We start from the raw sequence: 15,054 nt of genomic DNA on the forward strand, positions 1-15,054 counted from the left end.
GCTCAGCCGACCGGGACGGCGGCGACGGGTCGTCCGACGCGGCCGGTCTGGGGGTTGTGGCGGGCGGTCTCCAGCAGGGCCATGCGGCTGTCGAAGAGGGTGTCGGGGTCCACCTGCTTGCCCTCGCCGCAGACACAGTTGAGGCTCATCGTTTGAAGATCGCGGTGCTCGCGCAGCAGGCGCAGGTTGCCGTACTCCTCCTTCTGGTGGCAGGTCTCGGCGTACTGGCAGGGGGCATAGACCTCCTCCCGCAGGGCCGGAACGAAGCCGGGATCCAGCACGGAGCCCAGCCGTCCCGTGCGGGTGTCGGCGTAGCTGGTGCAGGGGAAGACATCGCCCCAGTTGTCGACGATCAGGTAGTCATGGCCGGCGGAGCAGAGACGCCCCTTGCCCCCGTAAAGGCCCACCAGCAGGGCGGCCAGGAAGCGGATCTCCCGGCCCAGGGGTCCGCTGTCGGCCATGGTGCGGAACACCTCCAGGCCGGGTTCACCGGCCGCCAGCAGCTCCTCGATCGGGTCCGCACTGAGGAAATGGCGGGCCCGCTTGTCCACATCGACGGCGTCGCTCATCGCCTCGGTGGGGGGCACATCGAAGCCGGGGAACTTCAGATCCGCGGAGGTGGGGATCGCCCTCTCGGCACAGCGCGAGAGGGCGTCGCGGATGACTGCCACGTTGTCGGTCGCCAGCAGGGTGTTCACCACCACGTCGAAGCCCAGGTCGGCGGCCAGGGTGACGTTGCCGAGGAAGTCATCGAGGGCGATCTCGGTGTGATGGAAGGTGCAGAAGAGTTTGAGCTTGGAGGGCTCGATCAGGCCGGCCAGTTCGGGAAGCCGCTTCTTGAACAGGGAGGCGTTGGTCTGCACCTCCACGAAGGCCACATTCGGCTGGGCCGTGAGCCAGATCAGATCCTCGATCACGTCGGCGTTGAGGAAGGGCTCCCCGTGCACGTCGTAACGAACGCCGATGCGATAGGGCAGGGAGGCGGCCCATTCGATGGCCGTGCGCGCCATGCCCCGGCCCTGCTCGGTGCCCCACATGTTGCGCTTCGTGCCCCGGCTGTAGTCGTTGCCGCTCACCTGGCTCTGGCCCGCCGCCGCCACGCAGTAGTTGCAGCTGAAGTTGCACTTGAGCATCCGCACGGAGATGCGGATCTTGAGGAACTTCTCGCCGTCCAGGGGAAAGGGGTTGGCCATGCTGGTGATCAGTGCGTGGGGGCGGCGGTCTATCGGCGGGCTGGTCAATCGGCGAGCTTGACCACGATCTTGCAGTCGCCGCCGGCGATGTCGTCCGGGTGCTCGAGCACGGATCGCAGCCGCTCCAGCCCCTCCATGGTGCTGCTGACGATCCGATCCAGCGGCAGGACCCCGGAGAGGCACAGGTCGATCAGCCGCTCGTAGACCCCGCCGAGGTGGCCGCGCAGCCCCATGACGCTGATGGCGTTGGTGATCATGTGGTCGACCGCCCCGATCCGCAGGGCCTGTCCGCCCCTGCCCAGCAGGGCCACCCTTCCTCCCGGGGCGATCTGGCGGAACACCGCATCGACGTTGGCCAGCACGCCGGAGGCTTCCACCACCACGTCCCAGCCGCCGTCCGGGATCTCCAGCGCCTCCGCCGATTCCGCCACCTGGTCGGCCCAGGCCGCGGCGAAGTCCCTGCGGTAGGCGGAGGGCTCGACCACGGCCACCAACGCGGCGCCATGGAGCCGGCGCGCCATCATCGCGACCAGCAAGCCGATCGGGCCGGCCCCGAACACCAGCACCCGCTCGCCCGGTGCCATCTGGGTCTTCCGGCAGGCCAGCAGGGCCACCCCAGCCGGCTCCAGACAGGCGGCCATCTGCAGGCCCCGCTCGCTCTCGGCCAGCCGGCCGATGGCCACGGCCGATCGGGCGGGCACATCGGCGATCGCGGCGAACAGCCCGTCCTTCTCCATGCCCAGCAGCCGGGCGTCCAGGCACTGGTTGAAGGCGCCGGAGCGGCAGGAGCGGCAGGCCCCGCAGCTGAGCACGGACTCCGGCGCCACGATGTCGCCCACCCGGAAGCGGGTGACATCGGAGCCGGTGGCGATCACCCGGCCGATCCCCTCATGGCCCAGCACCCGGCCCTGCTGGGGAATCGAGGCGGGGGCGGAACTGCGCACGAACCCCAGCGGATCCCGCTGGGTCATGTGGAGGTCGGTGCCGCAGATGCCGACCCGCAGCATCTGCAACCGCAACGAGCCGGGATGGAGGGGCTGGAGATGCCGTTCTTCCAGGGCGACCCGGGGATCCCTGTAGCGCTGGTTGGTCTGCCGTGGTTCTGCGCCGTTGCCGGTTTCGGTGGCGTGGAGCACCAGGCTGCGGACGGTGGTGGCGCCGGGGGTCATGCGTCCGATCCGGCGTCCTCCATCTGCCGATGCTCGTGGCAGCACCGGCCGCTGTCAACCGCAGGACCGTGGACGGCGGCAGACAAACCCAGGGGGGCCGGCCATCATGACGGGGCCGGCAGGAGCGCCATGGCCGCCAGGGACCCGATCCGGGACTTCTTCAGCTTCCTGCTGGGTGGGGTGCTCTTCACCATGGGGGCGTTCCTGTTCTTCAACCAGGTGATGGTCAGCTCCGTGCCGATGGGCCTGGGGCTCCGCTTCGGCCGGCGCTTCGGGGGTGGCTGGGGTGGGGCCGGATCGGCCTGGGGTGGCGGCTGGGGCGGCGGCTTCGGGCTGTCCCAGGGCCTGGGCGGCGGCTTCGGCCTGCTGCTGATCCCGCTGACGATCGGGGTGTGCCTGCTGTTCGCCCTGCGCAACCAGCGCTGGGGCTGGTTCCTGGTGCTGGCCTCGGTGGCGGCCCTGGCGGTGGGCGTGCTCCAGACGCTGATCATGAGCTTCCAGCCCACCTCGCTCTGGAACCTGCTGACGATGTTCGCCCTGATCGGCAGCGGCGGCGGGCTGATGTTCCGTTCACTGATGGCCTACGACGATGGCAAGGACCGGCAAGAGCGAGCCGAACGCGAAGAGCGGGAAGACCGTTGAGGACCTGATCGTCGAGATGGAGCCGGTGCCGCCCGGGGGACGGCCCCCGTCGCCGCCGGCCCTTCCCCCGGCCTCCGGACCCTCCCGGTTCCCGATCCTGCAGCGGCTGCTGGCTGTGGGTCTGGTGCTGGTGGGCTTCGGCGCCGGCTGGATGGCGGCCGGGCTGCGGGCGTCCCTGGCCGAGAAGCCGGCCGCCGGCGGCGGGCGGGGCGAGACCCGCCAGGACCTGCTCGCCGACGGCTGGGTGGAATCGGACCAGGGGGTGTTCACCCGCCGCTGCCAGGGGATCTGCCGCAAGCCCCGCCTCTATGGCGGCGGCATCATCGACGTGATGGAGGTGGCCTGCCTGGAGCGCCCCTGCGGCGAGATCCAGGCGACGTTCGCTGCGCTCGATGGCCAGGGCCGGGAGGTCGACAAGGTGGTCGAGACCAAAAACGGCCGGCAGGGGGAACGGCTCCAGCTCGTGATCGAATCGACGAAGCCCGAGGCCCGCAGCTTCGCGTTGGTTGACTTCCGTGCCAAGGCCAGGGTGGAGTGAGGATCCTCTGGGGTTCCAGGCCTTGAAGACACTCCCCTTCGACGACGGCGCGGCCATGCCGATGCTCGGCCTGGGCACCTGGAACGCCCCTCCGGGCGAGGTGGGTGCGGCGGTGACGGCGGCCCTGCAGCTCGGCTATCGCCACATCGACTGCGCCGCCATCTACGGCAACGAGGCGGAGATCGGCGAGGCCCTGGCGGTGGTGATCCGCTCGGGCCTGGTGAAGCGGGAGGAGCTCTGGATCACCTCCAAGCTCTGGAACAACGCCCATGCCCCCGAGGACGTGGCCCCGGCCCTGGAGCGCACCCTTGCCGATCTGCAGCTTGAGCACCTCGATCTGTATCTGATCCACTGGCCCGTGGCCTTCCGGCCGGGGGTGGTGATGCCCGAGGGCGCCGACGACCTGGTGTCTCTCGAGACCCTGCCGATCGCGGCCACCTGGGCGGCGATGGAAGCGGCCGTCGACGCTGGCCTGTGCCGCCACATCGGCGTCAGCAACTTCGGCATGGCCACCCTCTACAGCCTGCTGGGGCAGGCGCGCATCCGGCCGGCCATGAACCAGGTGGAGCTCCACCCCTACCTGCAGCAGAAGGGGCTGTTCGCCTTCTGCGAGGCCCATGGCGTGCACCTCACGGGCTACTCGCCCCTGGGCACCCCGGGCCTGCCGCCCCAGATGCGGCCCCCCGGCCAGCCGGTGCTGCTGGAGGACCCCACGATCACAGCGATCGCCACCCAGCGCGGCCTCACGCCGGCCCAGGTGGTGCTGGGCTGGGCCCTGCAGCGCGGCACCGCCGTGATCCCCAAGTCGGTGTCCCCGGCGCGCCTGGCCGAGAACCTCGCCGCCGCCGAGGTCGAGCTGGCTCCTGAAGACATGGAGGCGATCGACGGGCTCGACCGGAGCCATCGCTTCATCGACGGCACCTTCTGGGTGAAGGAGGGCGGCCCCTACACCCTGGAGTCGCTCTGGGCCTGATCCGCTCGCGCAGTGAGCTTGGAGGCGGGAGTCAGGCTCCCTGGCGAGGGAGTGGCGAGCGGTGACGGATGGGTGTCCGTTGGCTCCCCCAGGCCGTGCTGACGCCGCCTGAGCTGGCTCAGAAACGTCGCGGCCTCCGCCTCAAGCTGCCGCCCTGTGAGCGATTTGATGAATTTGTCAAAGGGATTGAGGTCGACAAGGTAGTTGCCGATTTTTACGCCCAGGGGCTCCAGGTGCTTGCCAGGCAGTTCGTCCGTCAGCAGCGGATAGTGACGACCTCTCAAGATCTGAAGTAACCAGAACACATCACTTTCTTCCTGGTCCTTGGCGCCCGTGCACGGCTTCACAGCACTGCCGGCAATCGTGTCTTTGTCAAAGGAGATGACCGCGGTGAGGTTGAACAGCTGACTTCGTTGGATGAGACATTGCGTCTGGCCCCTCGTGGGTTTGACGCCCAGTCCAACGTCATCAAGGAAGCGAGCAAAGGCTCTGATGGGAATGGCGCTTTCCGTGTCGCTGATGTCGGGAGCCAGCAGCAACGACGGTTGGGACAGGATCGAGGCGTCATTCAGGCCCGCATTGTCGAGGGCAGTCGCGATGTGTTGGGAGACCTGCTTCTCAGTGCAGGATTCCACCGCCTGCCTGCCCTGGTCGCCACTCAGGCACTCCAGTAACGCAATGTACTTGCACCCGAGGCTGTGCCCCAGCCAGAAGAAGTTGGCCTGCTCCTGATAGAGGGCATTGCCCGTGATCGTGGCAAGTTCCCTGCGTAGGACATCCTGCTCTTTCAGCAGGCCGATCGCAATGTCCCAATGGCGAAAACTGAATCGGAAGGGCAAGGCAATGATGGTGTATCCCTCCTCAAATAGCCGTCTCAAGAAATAGCGATAGAAGACGGTTGGGAAGGTGCCGAAGAAAGCGCCACCCATGAACTGGATCACCCCTTTGGGCTCAGGATGGATCGCAATCCAGCTATGGCTGATCGGTCTGAACCGGAAGGCTGGAGCCATGGTCGTTCACCATGAAGGATGTATTTGCGAAAGCTATGCCTAAATGAATGGCGGAGACTATGGGAGATTTCTGGGGGGATGGTTGGTCTCCATCCCCCTGGCCCTGGAGGCTCCAGCCCTAGTTCAGGGTGAGCAGGCCACCATTTTGAACTGTCAGCCCATAGGCAATCTGATCCAGTGCCCTGTCGGCGATATTGGGAGCTGTGGTGTTATCGAAGAACGTGCCCCGCTGCTCTGCTGTCACCAGAACTTTTGTCCCCGCTGGTGGCATTCCTGCCAAGGACGAGAGCTGAAGATCCACAAAGCCGCGAGCTTCAATGTCCAAAGCGGCGAGAGCCGCGTCCGTGGGGCTGGGCTGCAAGATGAACAGGGCCGTTGCGTCCGCAGGAAGGAAAAGAGGTGAAAACCTGTACTTATTTCCTACGCCTGACAAGGGGGCAGCCGTGTTAAGCCCGGACGTATCGACAAAGGTAATGACTTCATCCAAGGTCACTCCCGAGGGGAGCCGGGTCGTGAAGACCAGGGACAAGACGAGATCATACGGATTGATATTGGCGATGGTCAGAAAGTAGCCCTGAAGGACGTTGCGACCCAGGTTTTTGACATCATTGAAGCCGGGTGGCAGGGTCGCAGGCAGCTGGGGCGTGAGCAGGACTTCAAAGGTGGAGACGAGGGGCATGGCCGTAGCTCTCTTTGATGGGATGGCAGTATCCGTCTAGAATCTGAGTTGAGAATGACCAGGCGAATACGTCCAGGACCATCGCCTGATTAAAAGCCCAGGGCTGTGATCTTGATGACACGATCCTGTCCTGTTGGTTATGCCATCCGGGCATCCAGCCGCCGCCGCAGATAGGCGATCGCCAGGTCGCCGCATTCGGCCACCAGCCGGTCGCGGCGGCCCTGCTCCTGGGTGGCCGCCAGCCACAGCAGGTGGCCGACGGTCTTGACCAGCACGTAGGCGATCAGGTGGCCCTCCTCCGCGCTGAGGGGGCTGCCCTCGGCGGCGGCCTTCTCGACGATCAGGCCGCTCCAGTCGTTGATCAGCCGGACGTCGGCCTCCTCCTCGATGGCCAGCAGCTCGGGGGTGGCGCTCTGCACATCCAGGAAGATGGCCGGGTAGCCGGGGTGGTCGCGGAAGAAGCGATCGGTGAGGGCCACGGCGGCGGTGATCGAGTCCTCCAGGGGGAGGCAGCGGCCGTCCCCCTGGTCGAAGAAGGCCGTGAGCAGCCCGTGCAGCAGCTCGGCGTAGAGCTGGGCGAGGCTGCGCAGGATCGCCCCCTTGTCGGGGAAGAACTGGTAGAGGGAGCCGATCGGCACCCCGGCTCTGGCGGCGATGGCGTTGGTGGTGGTGCTGCCGACGCCGCCGGTCACGAACAGCTCCTCGGCCGCCGCCAGGATCCGCCGCACCCGTTCCTGGCTGCGGGCCTGGCGGGGCTGGCGGCGCAGGGGCGAGGGCTCGCTGGGGGCGGCTGTGGCGTCGGCCATGGCGTGAAGCGGCAGACCGGGAAAACCTGAGCGATCCTCGCATCCCGTTGACAAAGGCGAGGGATGCTCATAATTTCTTGGACGTGAGGACTGCTCACGTTCCTTCGCGACCTTTCCGATGCCCACCACCGTTTTCCGCCCCAATCCCTCGCCCGCCCCTGCGTCGTTCGAGGCCCCTGAGCTGCCGCCCCAGCTGTTCCGCGTCCTCGGCACCTTCGTGGCCATGGCCGGCGGCGACACCGACCTCGAGCTGGTGGGGGCCCTGGCTGAGGCCCTGCTGGAGACGCCCTCCTATGCCCTGATGGCCGAGCAGCTGCGCCGCGATCCGGCCTGCGCCGCCCTGATCGAGGCGCGCTGGATCCCACCGGCCCACGACCTGGCGCAGCTGGCCGCCCTGCCCGAAGGCAGCCTCGGCCAGGCCTACGCGGCGTCGCTGGCACGGCTGGGCTACGACCCCAACCTGCACGCCGGCATGGAACCCGCCACCGACGCGGCGTATGTGGAGCTGCGGCTCAGCCAGACCCACGACCTCTGGCACGTGGTCACCGGCTTCGACACCACGGTGACGGGCGAGATCGGCCTGCAGGCCTTCCATCTCACCCAGTTCCCCTACCCCCTGGGGGCGGTGCTCACGGCCCAGGCCCTGGTGTCGGCCACCCTCGGGGCCCCCGAGCTGCTGCCGGAGCTGGTGGAGACGATCCGCACCGGGCTGCAGATGGGCCTGGAGGCCAGGCCCCTGTTCGCCCAGCGCTGGGAGGAGGGCTGGGAGCGGCCGCTGGTGGAGTGGCGCGAGGCACTGCAGCTGCGTCCCTTCGCCGAACGGGTGGGGCGGCTGTGAGCGGGAACGCCGTGAGCGGATCCCTGCTGCGGCGGCCGGGCTTCCGCTGGCTGTGGCTGGGCCAGACCCTCCTGTTCGCCGGCGTCCAGTTCTGGTTCGTCGCCGTCACCTGGCTGATGCTGCAGCGCACGGGCTCGGGCACCTCCCTGGCCCTGGTGCTGATGGCGGCGGCCCTGCCCCGGGGGCTGCTGCTGCTGCTGGGCGGCGTGCTCAGCGACCGCCATCCGCCCCGGACGATGGCGGTGCGGGCCGGCTGGATCCTGGCGATCGCCACCGGGGTGCTCACCCTGCTGGCCAGCCGCGACGCCCTCGACCTGGGCCCGGTGCTGGTGCTGGCGGCCGTGTTCGGGGCGGCGGAGGCCTGCCTCTACCCCGCCGCCCTGGCCCTGCTGCCCCGCCTGCTGGAGGACCGCCATCTCGGGCGGGCCCACGCCTGGCTCCAGGGCAGCGAGCAGATCAGCAACGTGGCCGGCCCCGCCCTGGCGGGGCTGTCCCTGGCCGTGGCCGGGGCGACGGCGGCCCTGGCCTTCGACACCGTTCTGCTGCTGCTCGCCGTGGGCTGCTTCGTGCAGGTGCGGCCTTCCTTGGCCGCGGCGGACACGGTCCCGACGGGGGGCCTGGGGCAGGGCCTGCGGGAGGGGATCGCCTTCGCCTGGGGCCACGGGGCGATCCGCACGGGCCTGACGCTGATCGCCATGATCAACCTGGCCGTGCTGGGCCCGGTGGTGATCGGCGTGGTGGAGCTGGTGACGCTGCGCTTCGGCGGTGGCGCCGCCAGCTACGGCTGGCTCCAGGCCGCCTACGGCGTGGGCGCCCTGGCGGGGGTCTGGTGGGCCGGCCGGTTCGGCGCCATCGCCCATCCGGGGGGCGCGCTGGGCTGGCTGTCGGCCGGGCTGGGGGCGGGCCTGCTGGGGCTGGCGGTGGCCGGCCAGTGGTGGACGGCGGCCGCCCTGCTGGCGGCGATGGGGATCGGCGGCGGCCTGGTGGGGGTGCTGGCCACGGCCTGGCTGCAGCGGGAGACCCCGGCACCCCTGCAGGGCCGGGTGATGGCCCTGGCCATGCTGGCCGGCGTCGCCTTCGATCCCCTGTCCCAGGCCCTGTCGGGGGTGCTGATCGACATCTCCCTGCCGGGGCTGTTCGTGGTCGCCGGGGGGAGCCTGTTGCTCACTGTGCCGTTTGCCTTGCGCAGTGCGGGGGGGTGAGGGGGCGGCATGGGTATCCACCTTGTGCTGGTTCGCGTTGCGGGACTTGAACTGCTCAAGGTGGGCGGGAGGGCAAGACTTGGGTATCGCTGGTTACAGGTGGTTATCGGACCCGTGAAAATTGCTAGAAAGCGAAAGTTGCTCTCGAAAGGCTGTGAAGAGATAGGGGTTTCCGGCAATCCTCACGGCCGCTCTTCAAGTGGTTCTTGGAAAGAGAGCAGATCGCAGGAGTGGTTCTGGGAACCGTGACATGTCGTGTTAGACCGTCTATGCTGTCTCTATGCTAATGATAAGCACGCAGTCCGCTAATCGCCCTTCGATGCAACTCCGTAAATACTGATTGACAGACATCTGCCATGGCATTTCAACTTCGAAGAAAGCAACCATTTAAGATTGAGACTCGCGGTCTTGGTTCAATGCTATTTCCGCCATTCTTGGCCGGGACACTAATTGCTTTTGACAAGTCCTTGGTCAACGGAGAGGCCAATCCGGAGGAGTTTGTCAGGTACTTTTGCGCAGATCAAGGACGCAAGCCCTGCCACAATGAAGCGGATATTTCCTTGCAGTATGAGAACGGTTCGACAATCGATATCACTGAAGTTACTACAGAAGATATACCTATCATCGCTGCCGAGTACTTGCGAGTCAATGAGACAGAAATGGCTTGGTATGCTTCGGGAGATGATATCGAAACCTCAGAGCCCAATAAGTGGCAGCCAGCTCAAATAGTAAAGCGCAGATCGAGCGAGAGCGATGTTGATTACTTCAGCCGTCTGGCTCAAGAATGCACCAATCAATCAGCTGCATCATGGAAGCGAATAAGCGAATCATTTAAGTCAATTACGGATATTGGCAAAGTCGGTCAATTCGCATTGGCAGACTTTAATGCTACTTTGAGCGCAAATCGGATTAAAGCCTTAATTAATTCTCCAGCCATGCATTTTAGGAACGTGGCGCCAATCCAATCCACTCCAAAGAATTTGGCACCTCAAGCCAATGACACCATAAAGAATAGCCTTGAGGAGTTGATTGGTGAAGTCCAAAAGGTGTCAAGCTTGATCGCTGAGCAGTGTGAAGCTGCACGGAACCAAAATATACAAACCGATCTTCTCATCGAAGCTTCAAATGAATCCTCATTGAATGCGGCTGAAAGTCTGAGAAAAGCAGACGCTAACTTGAAATGGGCAAAGAGAGGGGTATTCTTTGCTTCCATTCTAAGTCTACTCTCTCTGCTGCACTCCGTTCAGACTGCACACGAGCAAGGCTTGGGCGACACAACACGCGCCAAGGAGACTGCTCGGTTAATGAGCATTGCTTCTTCCTATCAAGATGCATTGATTTCTATTAGTAAATCCATTGACTCGATCAGCGATCAAATCAAGTTGTGGCCTGGCAAGAGTATAAAGTAATGCCCATAGAGGCAAGCTCATCACAAAGCGGTCTACCATCACTCACCCTACCCAGTGCTTGCATTAGGTCTTCAAGCAACGGGACCTGCGGGCGGGTGATGATGAGCGTTGGGCATTCCATCAGACACTAATGGCTAATCCAGATTTGGAGCTAGTTGATTTGCTCCCGATCAGATCCTCTTATCCAAACTCGGCAATATCCCAAGCGCTCTTGGAACATGGTATCGGCGAGCTCATCTCATCACAAGTCCACGAGTCTCATGAAGCATTGCTTGAAAAAATCATTAGCGATGAAGGCTTAGGCGCTACTGCTAGAGCAGTCGAAGAAGCACTAAAGGCTTCCGTAACTTATAAAAAGTGGCAGAGATTAATGCCGTATCTTCGGGATGTGCCGCAGATTAGAGCATATCGAATGGAGGAAACCGAAAATGATCTTTCTGGTGTCAATCTAGAAGTGCTATGCAATGGTGGCTTTCTTCAGGCAGGCCAAATCCTCTTTTGCGGAGGAATCTTCGTCTCAGAACAGGTGGTGATCTCGAATGGCCCAATGTCCACGACAATGCATCCAAGTGTCGCTCGGTGGCACGCCAAAATGGTGAATGGCCAAATTGCAATACTCAAAATCGCAGCTTCTCACTCGGTCCTTGGATTCGTGTATAGAGTGACGGGGAACCAGAAGTTCAAGCATGAATATGAGGTTCTGCTGCAGAATAATTTGCGACTCGTGCAGACTTCAATCTGCTGTGTCGGCGAATTTCAAGTCAGATCATATGATGTTCACCCATGTACTGCCTAAACTCCAAGTTAAGAAGGCGGGATTCCAAGGTGCCTCCTATGCCGCCGCCTCAGCCCACTTCTGATTTGGAGCGGTGTGCCAAAGTGCTATCGGCAAACAAGTAGTCTTCCATGGAGATTCCCAAGTGAATGCCAAGCCCTCTCTTCATGAGCGACTAGAAGATGCAGATCGGCGTGGTGGCTTAATCCCTTTTCTCCTTTTGCTTGATAAGGGTATCCGAAACAGGGAAGTCGCCCCCGCCTTGAGCGAGTTGAATAACTCAGGGAAAGTATCGCTGACCTCAGAGCATAATCTGAACGCTTTGCAGAGCTTGGATCGTAACGAGTTTTGGTCAGTTGTACATATATTTAACCAGATGATCCCCGAACTTGATTGTTCGTTTGGAGATGTACTGAGGTTGGTCCACACTCTTGTTTGTAAGGCTGGAAATGACGGCGCGGCAGGCAAGCCAAACATTTCACTGGTTAAATGGTGTAAAGCTAATCCGGATAAGGCTCAACTGATTGTTGAGGGTGCTATGTCTCTTGACCAGCTATGCCTATCACATTGTGTCTTTGCGATCCAAGGTCTTGGGAATATAGAACTAGCGTTCGAATTGGTGGGGCACTCAGATAAGGTTGTTGTAGCAGCGGGTCTGCGCTCTCTAGGAATGCTTGATCTGGGCAGTGAAGAATCCGCTAGGCGAGCCGTAGACCAATGCTGCCAAGCTATTTCTAATGAGAACGATAGGGATGTAAGAGCTTCTGCAATCGAGGCGGCTTTCTGTGCTTGGGAAAGGTCTAGTTCGTTGGGGTCATATCGTCAACAGGAGTTTGTTGGAGCCATTGTCAACGCAAATGTGGGTGGCGAGTTGGTTCAATTAGTAGCCAATCTCTTGTCGCATCCTAAAGGCGTTTCGGCTGAGAGCATCGATATAATCCTGGAGGCTCTCACTGGAGATATTTCAAACCCACAGGCATCTCTTCATTGGCTTGATGCCGCCTTGCATTCAAAAGATATTGATTGGAGCCTGACGAGAATCATTGATATCTTTACTGCCCAAATCCCGAAGCTCGAAGGTTCAATTGGGCCGATTCAGCTTGCAAATTTCTGTCAGTGGATATGGGACGATCCTGAAAACGCAGCTCAACTCTTTTCAAAATGGCTCATTAGTGGGCAACTTGAACTGTGTAGATTCCTTGCTGGTATGGTTGATGAATGTGGCGAGAAAAGCATGGTTGTGGAGCTTTCGAGAGCTAACTTGCCAAATGATCTGAACGATCAAGTCTTTTTGGCGCGGAAGTGTGTTGGTTTCCTTTGTCATAATCCAGTCACCGCCGTTTCCATTCTCTTGAGTATCGTAAAGCATGGCAAGATGATGGCGCGAGACGAAGCAGAGGAACTGATCTATGATCCTCTACTTCTTTGCTACAGTGTTTCTCTCCGAAGTTTCCTTGGTGAGCAAGGAAAAAATCCTTCTAAAAGGATCTCAAGTTGCATTGAGCGCCTACTAAAAAGGCACGACGATTATCTGGAAGGTCTTAAGAAGGCGGAACATTTGGTCGAACTACGCCCCACTATTGAGCAACGACGTGCCGCAGCGATTAAGGATCGTGAGTTCAATAAGGATATTCAGAAACAAGCGTATGAGAGATCAGTGCTAGTTTATTCGACTTCTCATAAGACTCTCCTTTACGGAAGGCAAAGCTTTTTCTTGGTACACGGGGACGATGGCAGTAAAGTTCCCAAAGTAATGCCATTATCAGAGTCTACATTTGGCGCCGAACTGCCGCGCTTGCACATACTAAACCCTGTGGGCTTTAGGGAGATGACCACGCTTCTTCGGATTGAGCCGAAGATTATGCAATGAAGATCATTCTTAAGGAGTACCTCGCATCCCTTAGAGAGCGTGGAGACTTAGATAAGTCTGTCTTGCCTAATCTTCTCTCTGAAATGGGCCTGCGCGTTTTGAACACACCAATGATAGGAACTAGGCAGAATGGTGTAGACATAGCGGCTGTTGGGAAAATTAAAGGCGACGATAAGCAGAGATATCTATACCTGTTCTGTATCAAGGCGGGAAACATCACTCGTAGCGACTGGTCAACGGGGGTTCAGGGTGTCCGTTCAGAGCTGGATGAAATTAGGGATGTGTATCTACGGAGCAACGTGGCGCGAGAGTACGCCGATCTTCCAATAAAAATCTGCCTATGCTGTGGAGGAGAACTAGAGGAGACTGCTCTTATGAACTGGGCAGGATACACTGATACGCACACGACGGATAGAATTAGCTACGAAGAGTGGAATGGAGATCGACTAGCTGATCTCATGATGCGATGCCTCTTGGCTCGTGAGCTTTTGGATGACGAGCCACGACGAAACTTCCAAAAGGCGGTGGCAATGGTCAATGAGCCGTCTGCTTGTTGCGACTACACTCGAACCTTTCTCGGAAACCTATTGCTAGATGAGCCTATATCTCAGAAGACCCAGCTACTTTCTTTACGCCAATCGTTCATCTGCCTACATGCCGTGATTTCTTGGGCGATTGAGGCAAATAACTTAGAAAGTACGTACAGGATATCCGAGCTTGGATTGCTGTACTGTTGGAACTCACTTCGGAAGGTAAAGCCATGGGAGAAGGCAAGTAAGCACAACTCTACGTTAATGCTAATTCTGGATCAGTTTTTACAGCTCTATCTCATGGCGTCTGAGATGTACTTTGAAAAAACGGCATATGCCCATTGTGAGACGCCGCACGCACTCTCTGTGGCTGTAAAATCACGAGAGCCTGTTGATGTCAACCTGGCAATGTATGAGCTCATGGGTAGATTGGCGATGCGAGGTATTTGGACTGACCATCTTTCCAAGGCTCTATCAGAAGCTGACTCAGGGCGCTGGAGAAATGCCCTAGTGGTGAGTACTATGCGCGCATTGAATACGATAGTCTCATTGATTAATACGAATCCAACTCTGAGCTCGCCGATTCGTGATGATCACATGATTGAAATTGCATTAGTTATGTATCTTGCGCAGTTGACGCACTCAGAGTCTCGTTTTCTCCCATGGTTAAAATGTATTTCTAGTCGAACAACCTTTGCTCTTATTGCGAATGCTCAGTATCCCACATGCCTGAGTGACTACGCCGATCTTCTAGTGCATCCAAAGAGCAAAGAACAATCTTATATTGACGAGGCATGCGTGGGCAGTATCTTGTATCCGTACATCTATTTCTGGATGCAGTACGTGGCCGATGAGCAGGAGCTGAACGCATTCACAGATCGGCTAAGCACCGTGATACCAAACTGTACCCATCAAGCATGGTTTCCGGACGAGGAATCCGATGAGCTAATGTGGTGTGGTGCCACGCATCATGGGATCTGCGTGCCCGATCTATCGCCTCAGAATGGCCTAGATGCATTGACGTTTACTTTAGATCAAGCTTTGGCAACCTGCACGGCAATAAGAACCAATAGTGCACTTGAGGCTGGATTTATACCTTTGTTCTTGGCTGCATGTAGGCACTATCGATTGCCTATTCCGCCAAGCTTCTGGTTTCTGCCTAAGTAGGCTCAATTCGCACATTTGCTATATCTCAAAGTGTTTCTTCGATGTGCCAAATGCTTGCCCGTGATTCAGTATGGCAAGTTACTTCATTTGGTAAGTCGCTTGCTCCGCTCTTGGTGTGCCGGTCGGCTGAGCAATGGGCGGATAGATGCGAAAGCTCTTTCAGTTATTGATGAAAATGATAAGCCACTCTATCATTTGCTGCTCTTAATGTGTTAGTCCTTTCTTTTCGGGAGGCGGTATAAAACTCACCCAT

The 15,054-nt window shown here is 60.1% G+C and carries 14 protein-coding genes; 9 read left to right on the plus strand and 5 right to left on the minus strand.

The window, feature by feature from the left end; translation table 11 throughout:
* Positions 1-2 precede the first annotated feature (2 nt).
* Both H6G99_RS10140 and H6G99_RS10145 read right to left on the minus strand, forming a co-directional pair.
* Positions 3-1,193 (minus strand): radical SAM protein, encoded by a 1,191-nt coding sequence (locus tag H6G99_RS10140; RefSeq protein WP_190611392.1) that lies wholly within the window; start codon positions 1,191-1,193, stop codon positions 3-5.
* A 44-nt stretch (positions 1,194-1,237) separates the two neighbouring features.
* Positions 1,238-2,362 (minus strand): zinc-dependent alcohol dehydrogenase, encoded by a 1,125-nt coding sequence (locus tag H6G99_RS10145; RefSeq protein ID WP_190611394.1) that lies wholly within the window; start codon positions 2,360-2,362, stop codon positions 1,238-1,240.
* 129 nt (positions 2,363-2,491) lie between these two features.
* Here H6G99_RS10145 and H6G99_RS10150 point away from each other — a divergent pair, with 129 nt between their 5' ends.
* Genes H6G99_RS10150 through H6G99_RS10160 form a run of 3 tightly spaced genes read left to right on the plus strand, consistent with a single transcriptional unit; the run spans position 2,492 to position 4,515 of the window.
* The gene (locus tag H6G99_RS10150; RefSeq protein ID WP_190611396.1) at positions 2,492-3,004 is read left to right on the plus strand and encodes a hypothetical protein; all 513 of its coding nucleotides are present in this window, start codon (positions 2,492-2,494) and stop codon (positions 3,002-3,004) included.
* A gap of 16 nt (positions 3,005-3,020) precedes the next feature.
* Positions 3,021-3,542 carry a hypothetical protein gene (locus tag H6G99_RS10155; RefSeq protein WP_190611397.1) on the plus strand — a complete coding sequence of 174 codons (522 nt, stop codon included), beginning with the start codon at positions 3,021-3,023 and terminating at the stop codon, positions 3,540-3,542.
* Between the two features lie 22 nt (positions 3,543-3,564).
* The gene (locus H6G99_RS10160) at positions 3,565-4,515 is read left to right on the plus strand and encodes an aldo/keto reductase (protein ID WP_190611399.1); all 951 of its coding nucleotides are present in this window, start codon (positions 3,565-3,567) and stop codon (positions 4,513-4,515) included.
* On the opposite strand, the gene H6G99_RS10165 is transcribed toward H6G99_RS10160, so the two are convergent.
* From H6G99_RS10165 to H6G99_RS10175, 3 genes are all read right to left on the minus strand, one after another.
* Complete coding sequence (locus H6G99_RS10165; RefSeq protein WP_190611400.1) at positions 4,488-5,525, minus strand: DUF1350 family protein; 1,038 nt, start codon at positions 5,523-5,525, stop codon at positions 4,488-4,490. The genes H6G99_RS10160 and H6G99_RS10165 overlap by 28 nt on opposite strands.
* 118 nt (positions 5,526-5,643) lie before the next feature.
* Positions 5,644-6,204, minus strand: coding sequence for a hypothetical protein (locus H6G99_RS10170; protein ID WP_190611402.1), 561 nt, complete (start codon positions 6,202-6,204; stop codon positions 5,644-5,646).
* A 137-nt stretch (positions 6,205-6,341) separates the two neighbouring features.
* Entirely contained in the window at positions 6,342-7,010 is a 669-nt protein-coding gene (locus tag H6G99_RS10175) for a TetR/AcrR family transcriptional regulator (RefSeq protein ID WP_190611403.1), read from the minus strand.
* 118 nt (positions 7,011-7,128) lie between these two features.
* On the opposite strand from H6G99_RS10175, the gene H6G99_RS10180 reads away from it, so the two are divergent.
* From H6G99_RS10180 to H6G99_RS10205, 6 genes are all read left to right on the plus strand, one after another.
* Positions 7,129-7,848, plus strand: coding sequence for a Coq4 family protein (locus H6G99_RS10180; RefSeq protein WP_190611405.1), 720 nt, complete (start codon positions 7,129-7,131; stop codon positions 7,846-7,848).
* A gap of 11 nt (positions 7,849-7,859) precedes the next feature.
* The gene (locus H6G99_RS10185; protein WP_190611406.1) at positions 7,860-9,050 is read left to right on the plus strand and encodes an MFS transporter; all 1,191 of its coding nucleotides are present in this window, start codon (positions 7,860-7,862) and stop codon (positions 9,048-9,050) included.
* 356 nt (positions 9,051-9,406) lie between these two features.
* The gene (locus H6G99_RS10190) at positions 9,407-10,459 is read left to right on the plus strand and encodes a hypothetical protein (RefSeq protein WP_190611408.1); all 1,053 of its coding nucleotides are present in this window, start codon (positions 9,407-9,409) and stop codon (positions 10,457-10,459) included.
* Between the two features lie 130 nt (positions 10,460-10,589).
* Positions 10,590-11,255, plus strand: a complete 666-nt coding sequence (locus H6G99_RS10195; RefSeq protein WP_190611409.1) for a hypothetical protein — start codon at positions 10,590-10,592, stop codon at positions 11,253-11,255.
* 124 nt (positions 11,256-11,379) lie between these two features.
* The gene (locus tag H6G99_RS10200; protein WP_190611411.1) at positions 11,380-13,104 is read left to right on the plus strand and encodes a HEAT repeat domain-containing protein; all 1,725 of its coding nucleotides are present in this window, start codon (positions 11,380-11,382) and stop codon (positions 13,102-13,104) included.
* Positions 13,101-14,801, plus strand: coding sequence for a hypothetical protein (locus H6G99_RS10205; protein ID WP_190611412.1), 1,701 nt, complete (start codon positions 13,101-13,103; stop codon positions 14,799-14,801). Before H6G99_RS10200 ends, H6G99_RS10205 begins: the two co-directional genes overlap by 4 nt.
* The last annotated feature ends 253 nt before the right edge of the window (positions 14,802-15,054 follow it).

The sequence above is a fragment of the Synechococcus sp. FACHB-909 genome, from assembly GCF_014698945.1.
Lineage (GTDB): Bacteria > Cyanobacteriota > Cyanobacteriia > PCC-6307 > Cyanobiaceae > Cyanobium.

Bases quoted from the DNA above. Each gene is read 5' to 3' on its own strand.
- H6G99_RS10175 (WP_190611403.1), bottom strand. From the start codon at position 7,010: ATGGCCGACGCCACAGCCGCCCCCAGCGAGCCCTCGCCCCTGCGCCGC.
- H6G99_RS10165 (WP_190611400.1), bottom strand. From the start codon at position 5,525: ATGGCTCCAGCCTTCCGGTTCAGACCGATCAGCCATAGCTGGATTGCG.
- H6G99_RS10205 (WP_190611412.1), top strand. From the start codon at position 13,101: ATGAAGATCATTCTTAAGGAGTACCTCGCATCCCTTAGAGAGCGTGGA.
- H6G99_RS10150 (WP_190611396.1), top strand. From the start codon at position 2,492: ATGGCCGCCAGGGACCCGATCCGGGACTTCTTCAGCTTCCTGCTGGGT.
- H6G99_RS10170 (WP_190611402.1), bottom strand. From the start codon at position 6,204: ATGCCCCTCGTCTCCACCTTTGAAGTCCTGCTCACGCCCCAGCTGCCT.
- H6G99_RS10180 (WP_190611405.1), top strand. From the start codon at position 7,129: ATGCCCACCACCGTTTTCCGCCCCAATCCCTCGCCCGCCCCTGCGTCG.
- H6G99_RS10195 (WP_190611409.1), top strand. From the start codon at position 10,590: ATGGCTAATCCAGATTTGGAGCTAGTTGATTTGCTCCCGATCAGATCC.
- H6G99_RS10140 (WP_190611392.1), bottom strand. From the start codon at position 1,193: ATGGCCAACCCCTTTCCCCTGGACGGCGAGAAGTTCCTCAAGATCCGC.
- H6G99_RS10190 (WP_190611408.1), top strand. From the start codon at position 9,407: ATGGCATTTCAACTTCGAAGAAAGCAACCATTTAAGATTGAGACTCGC.
- H6G99_RS10145 (WP_190611394.1), bottom strand. From the start codon at position 2,362: ATGACCCCCGGCGCCACCACCGTCCGCAGCCTGGTGCTCCACGCCACC.
- H6G99_RS10155 (WP_190611397.1), top strand. From the start codon at position 3,021: ATGGAGCCGGTGCCGCCCGGGGGACGGCCCCCGTCGCCGCCGGCCCTT.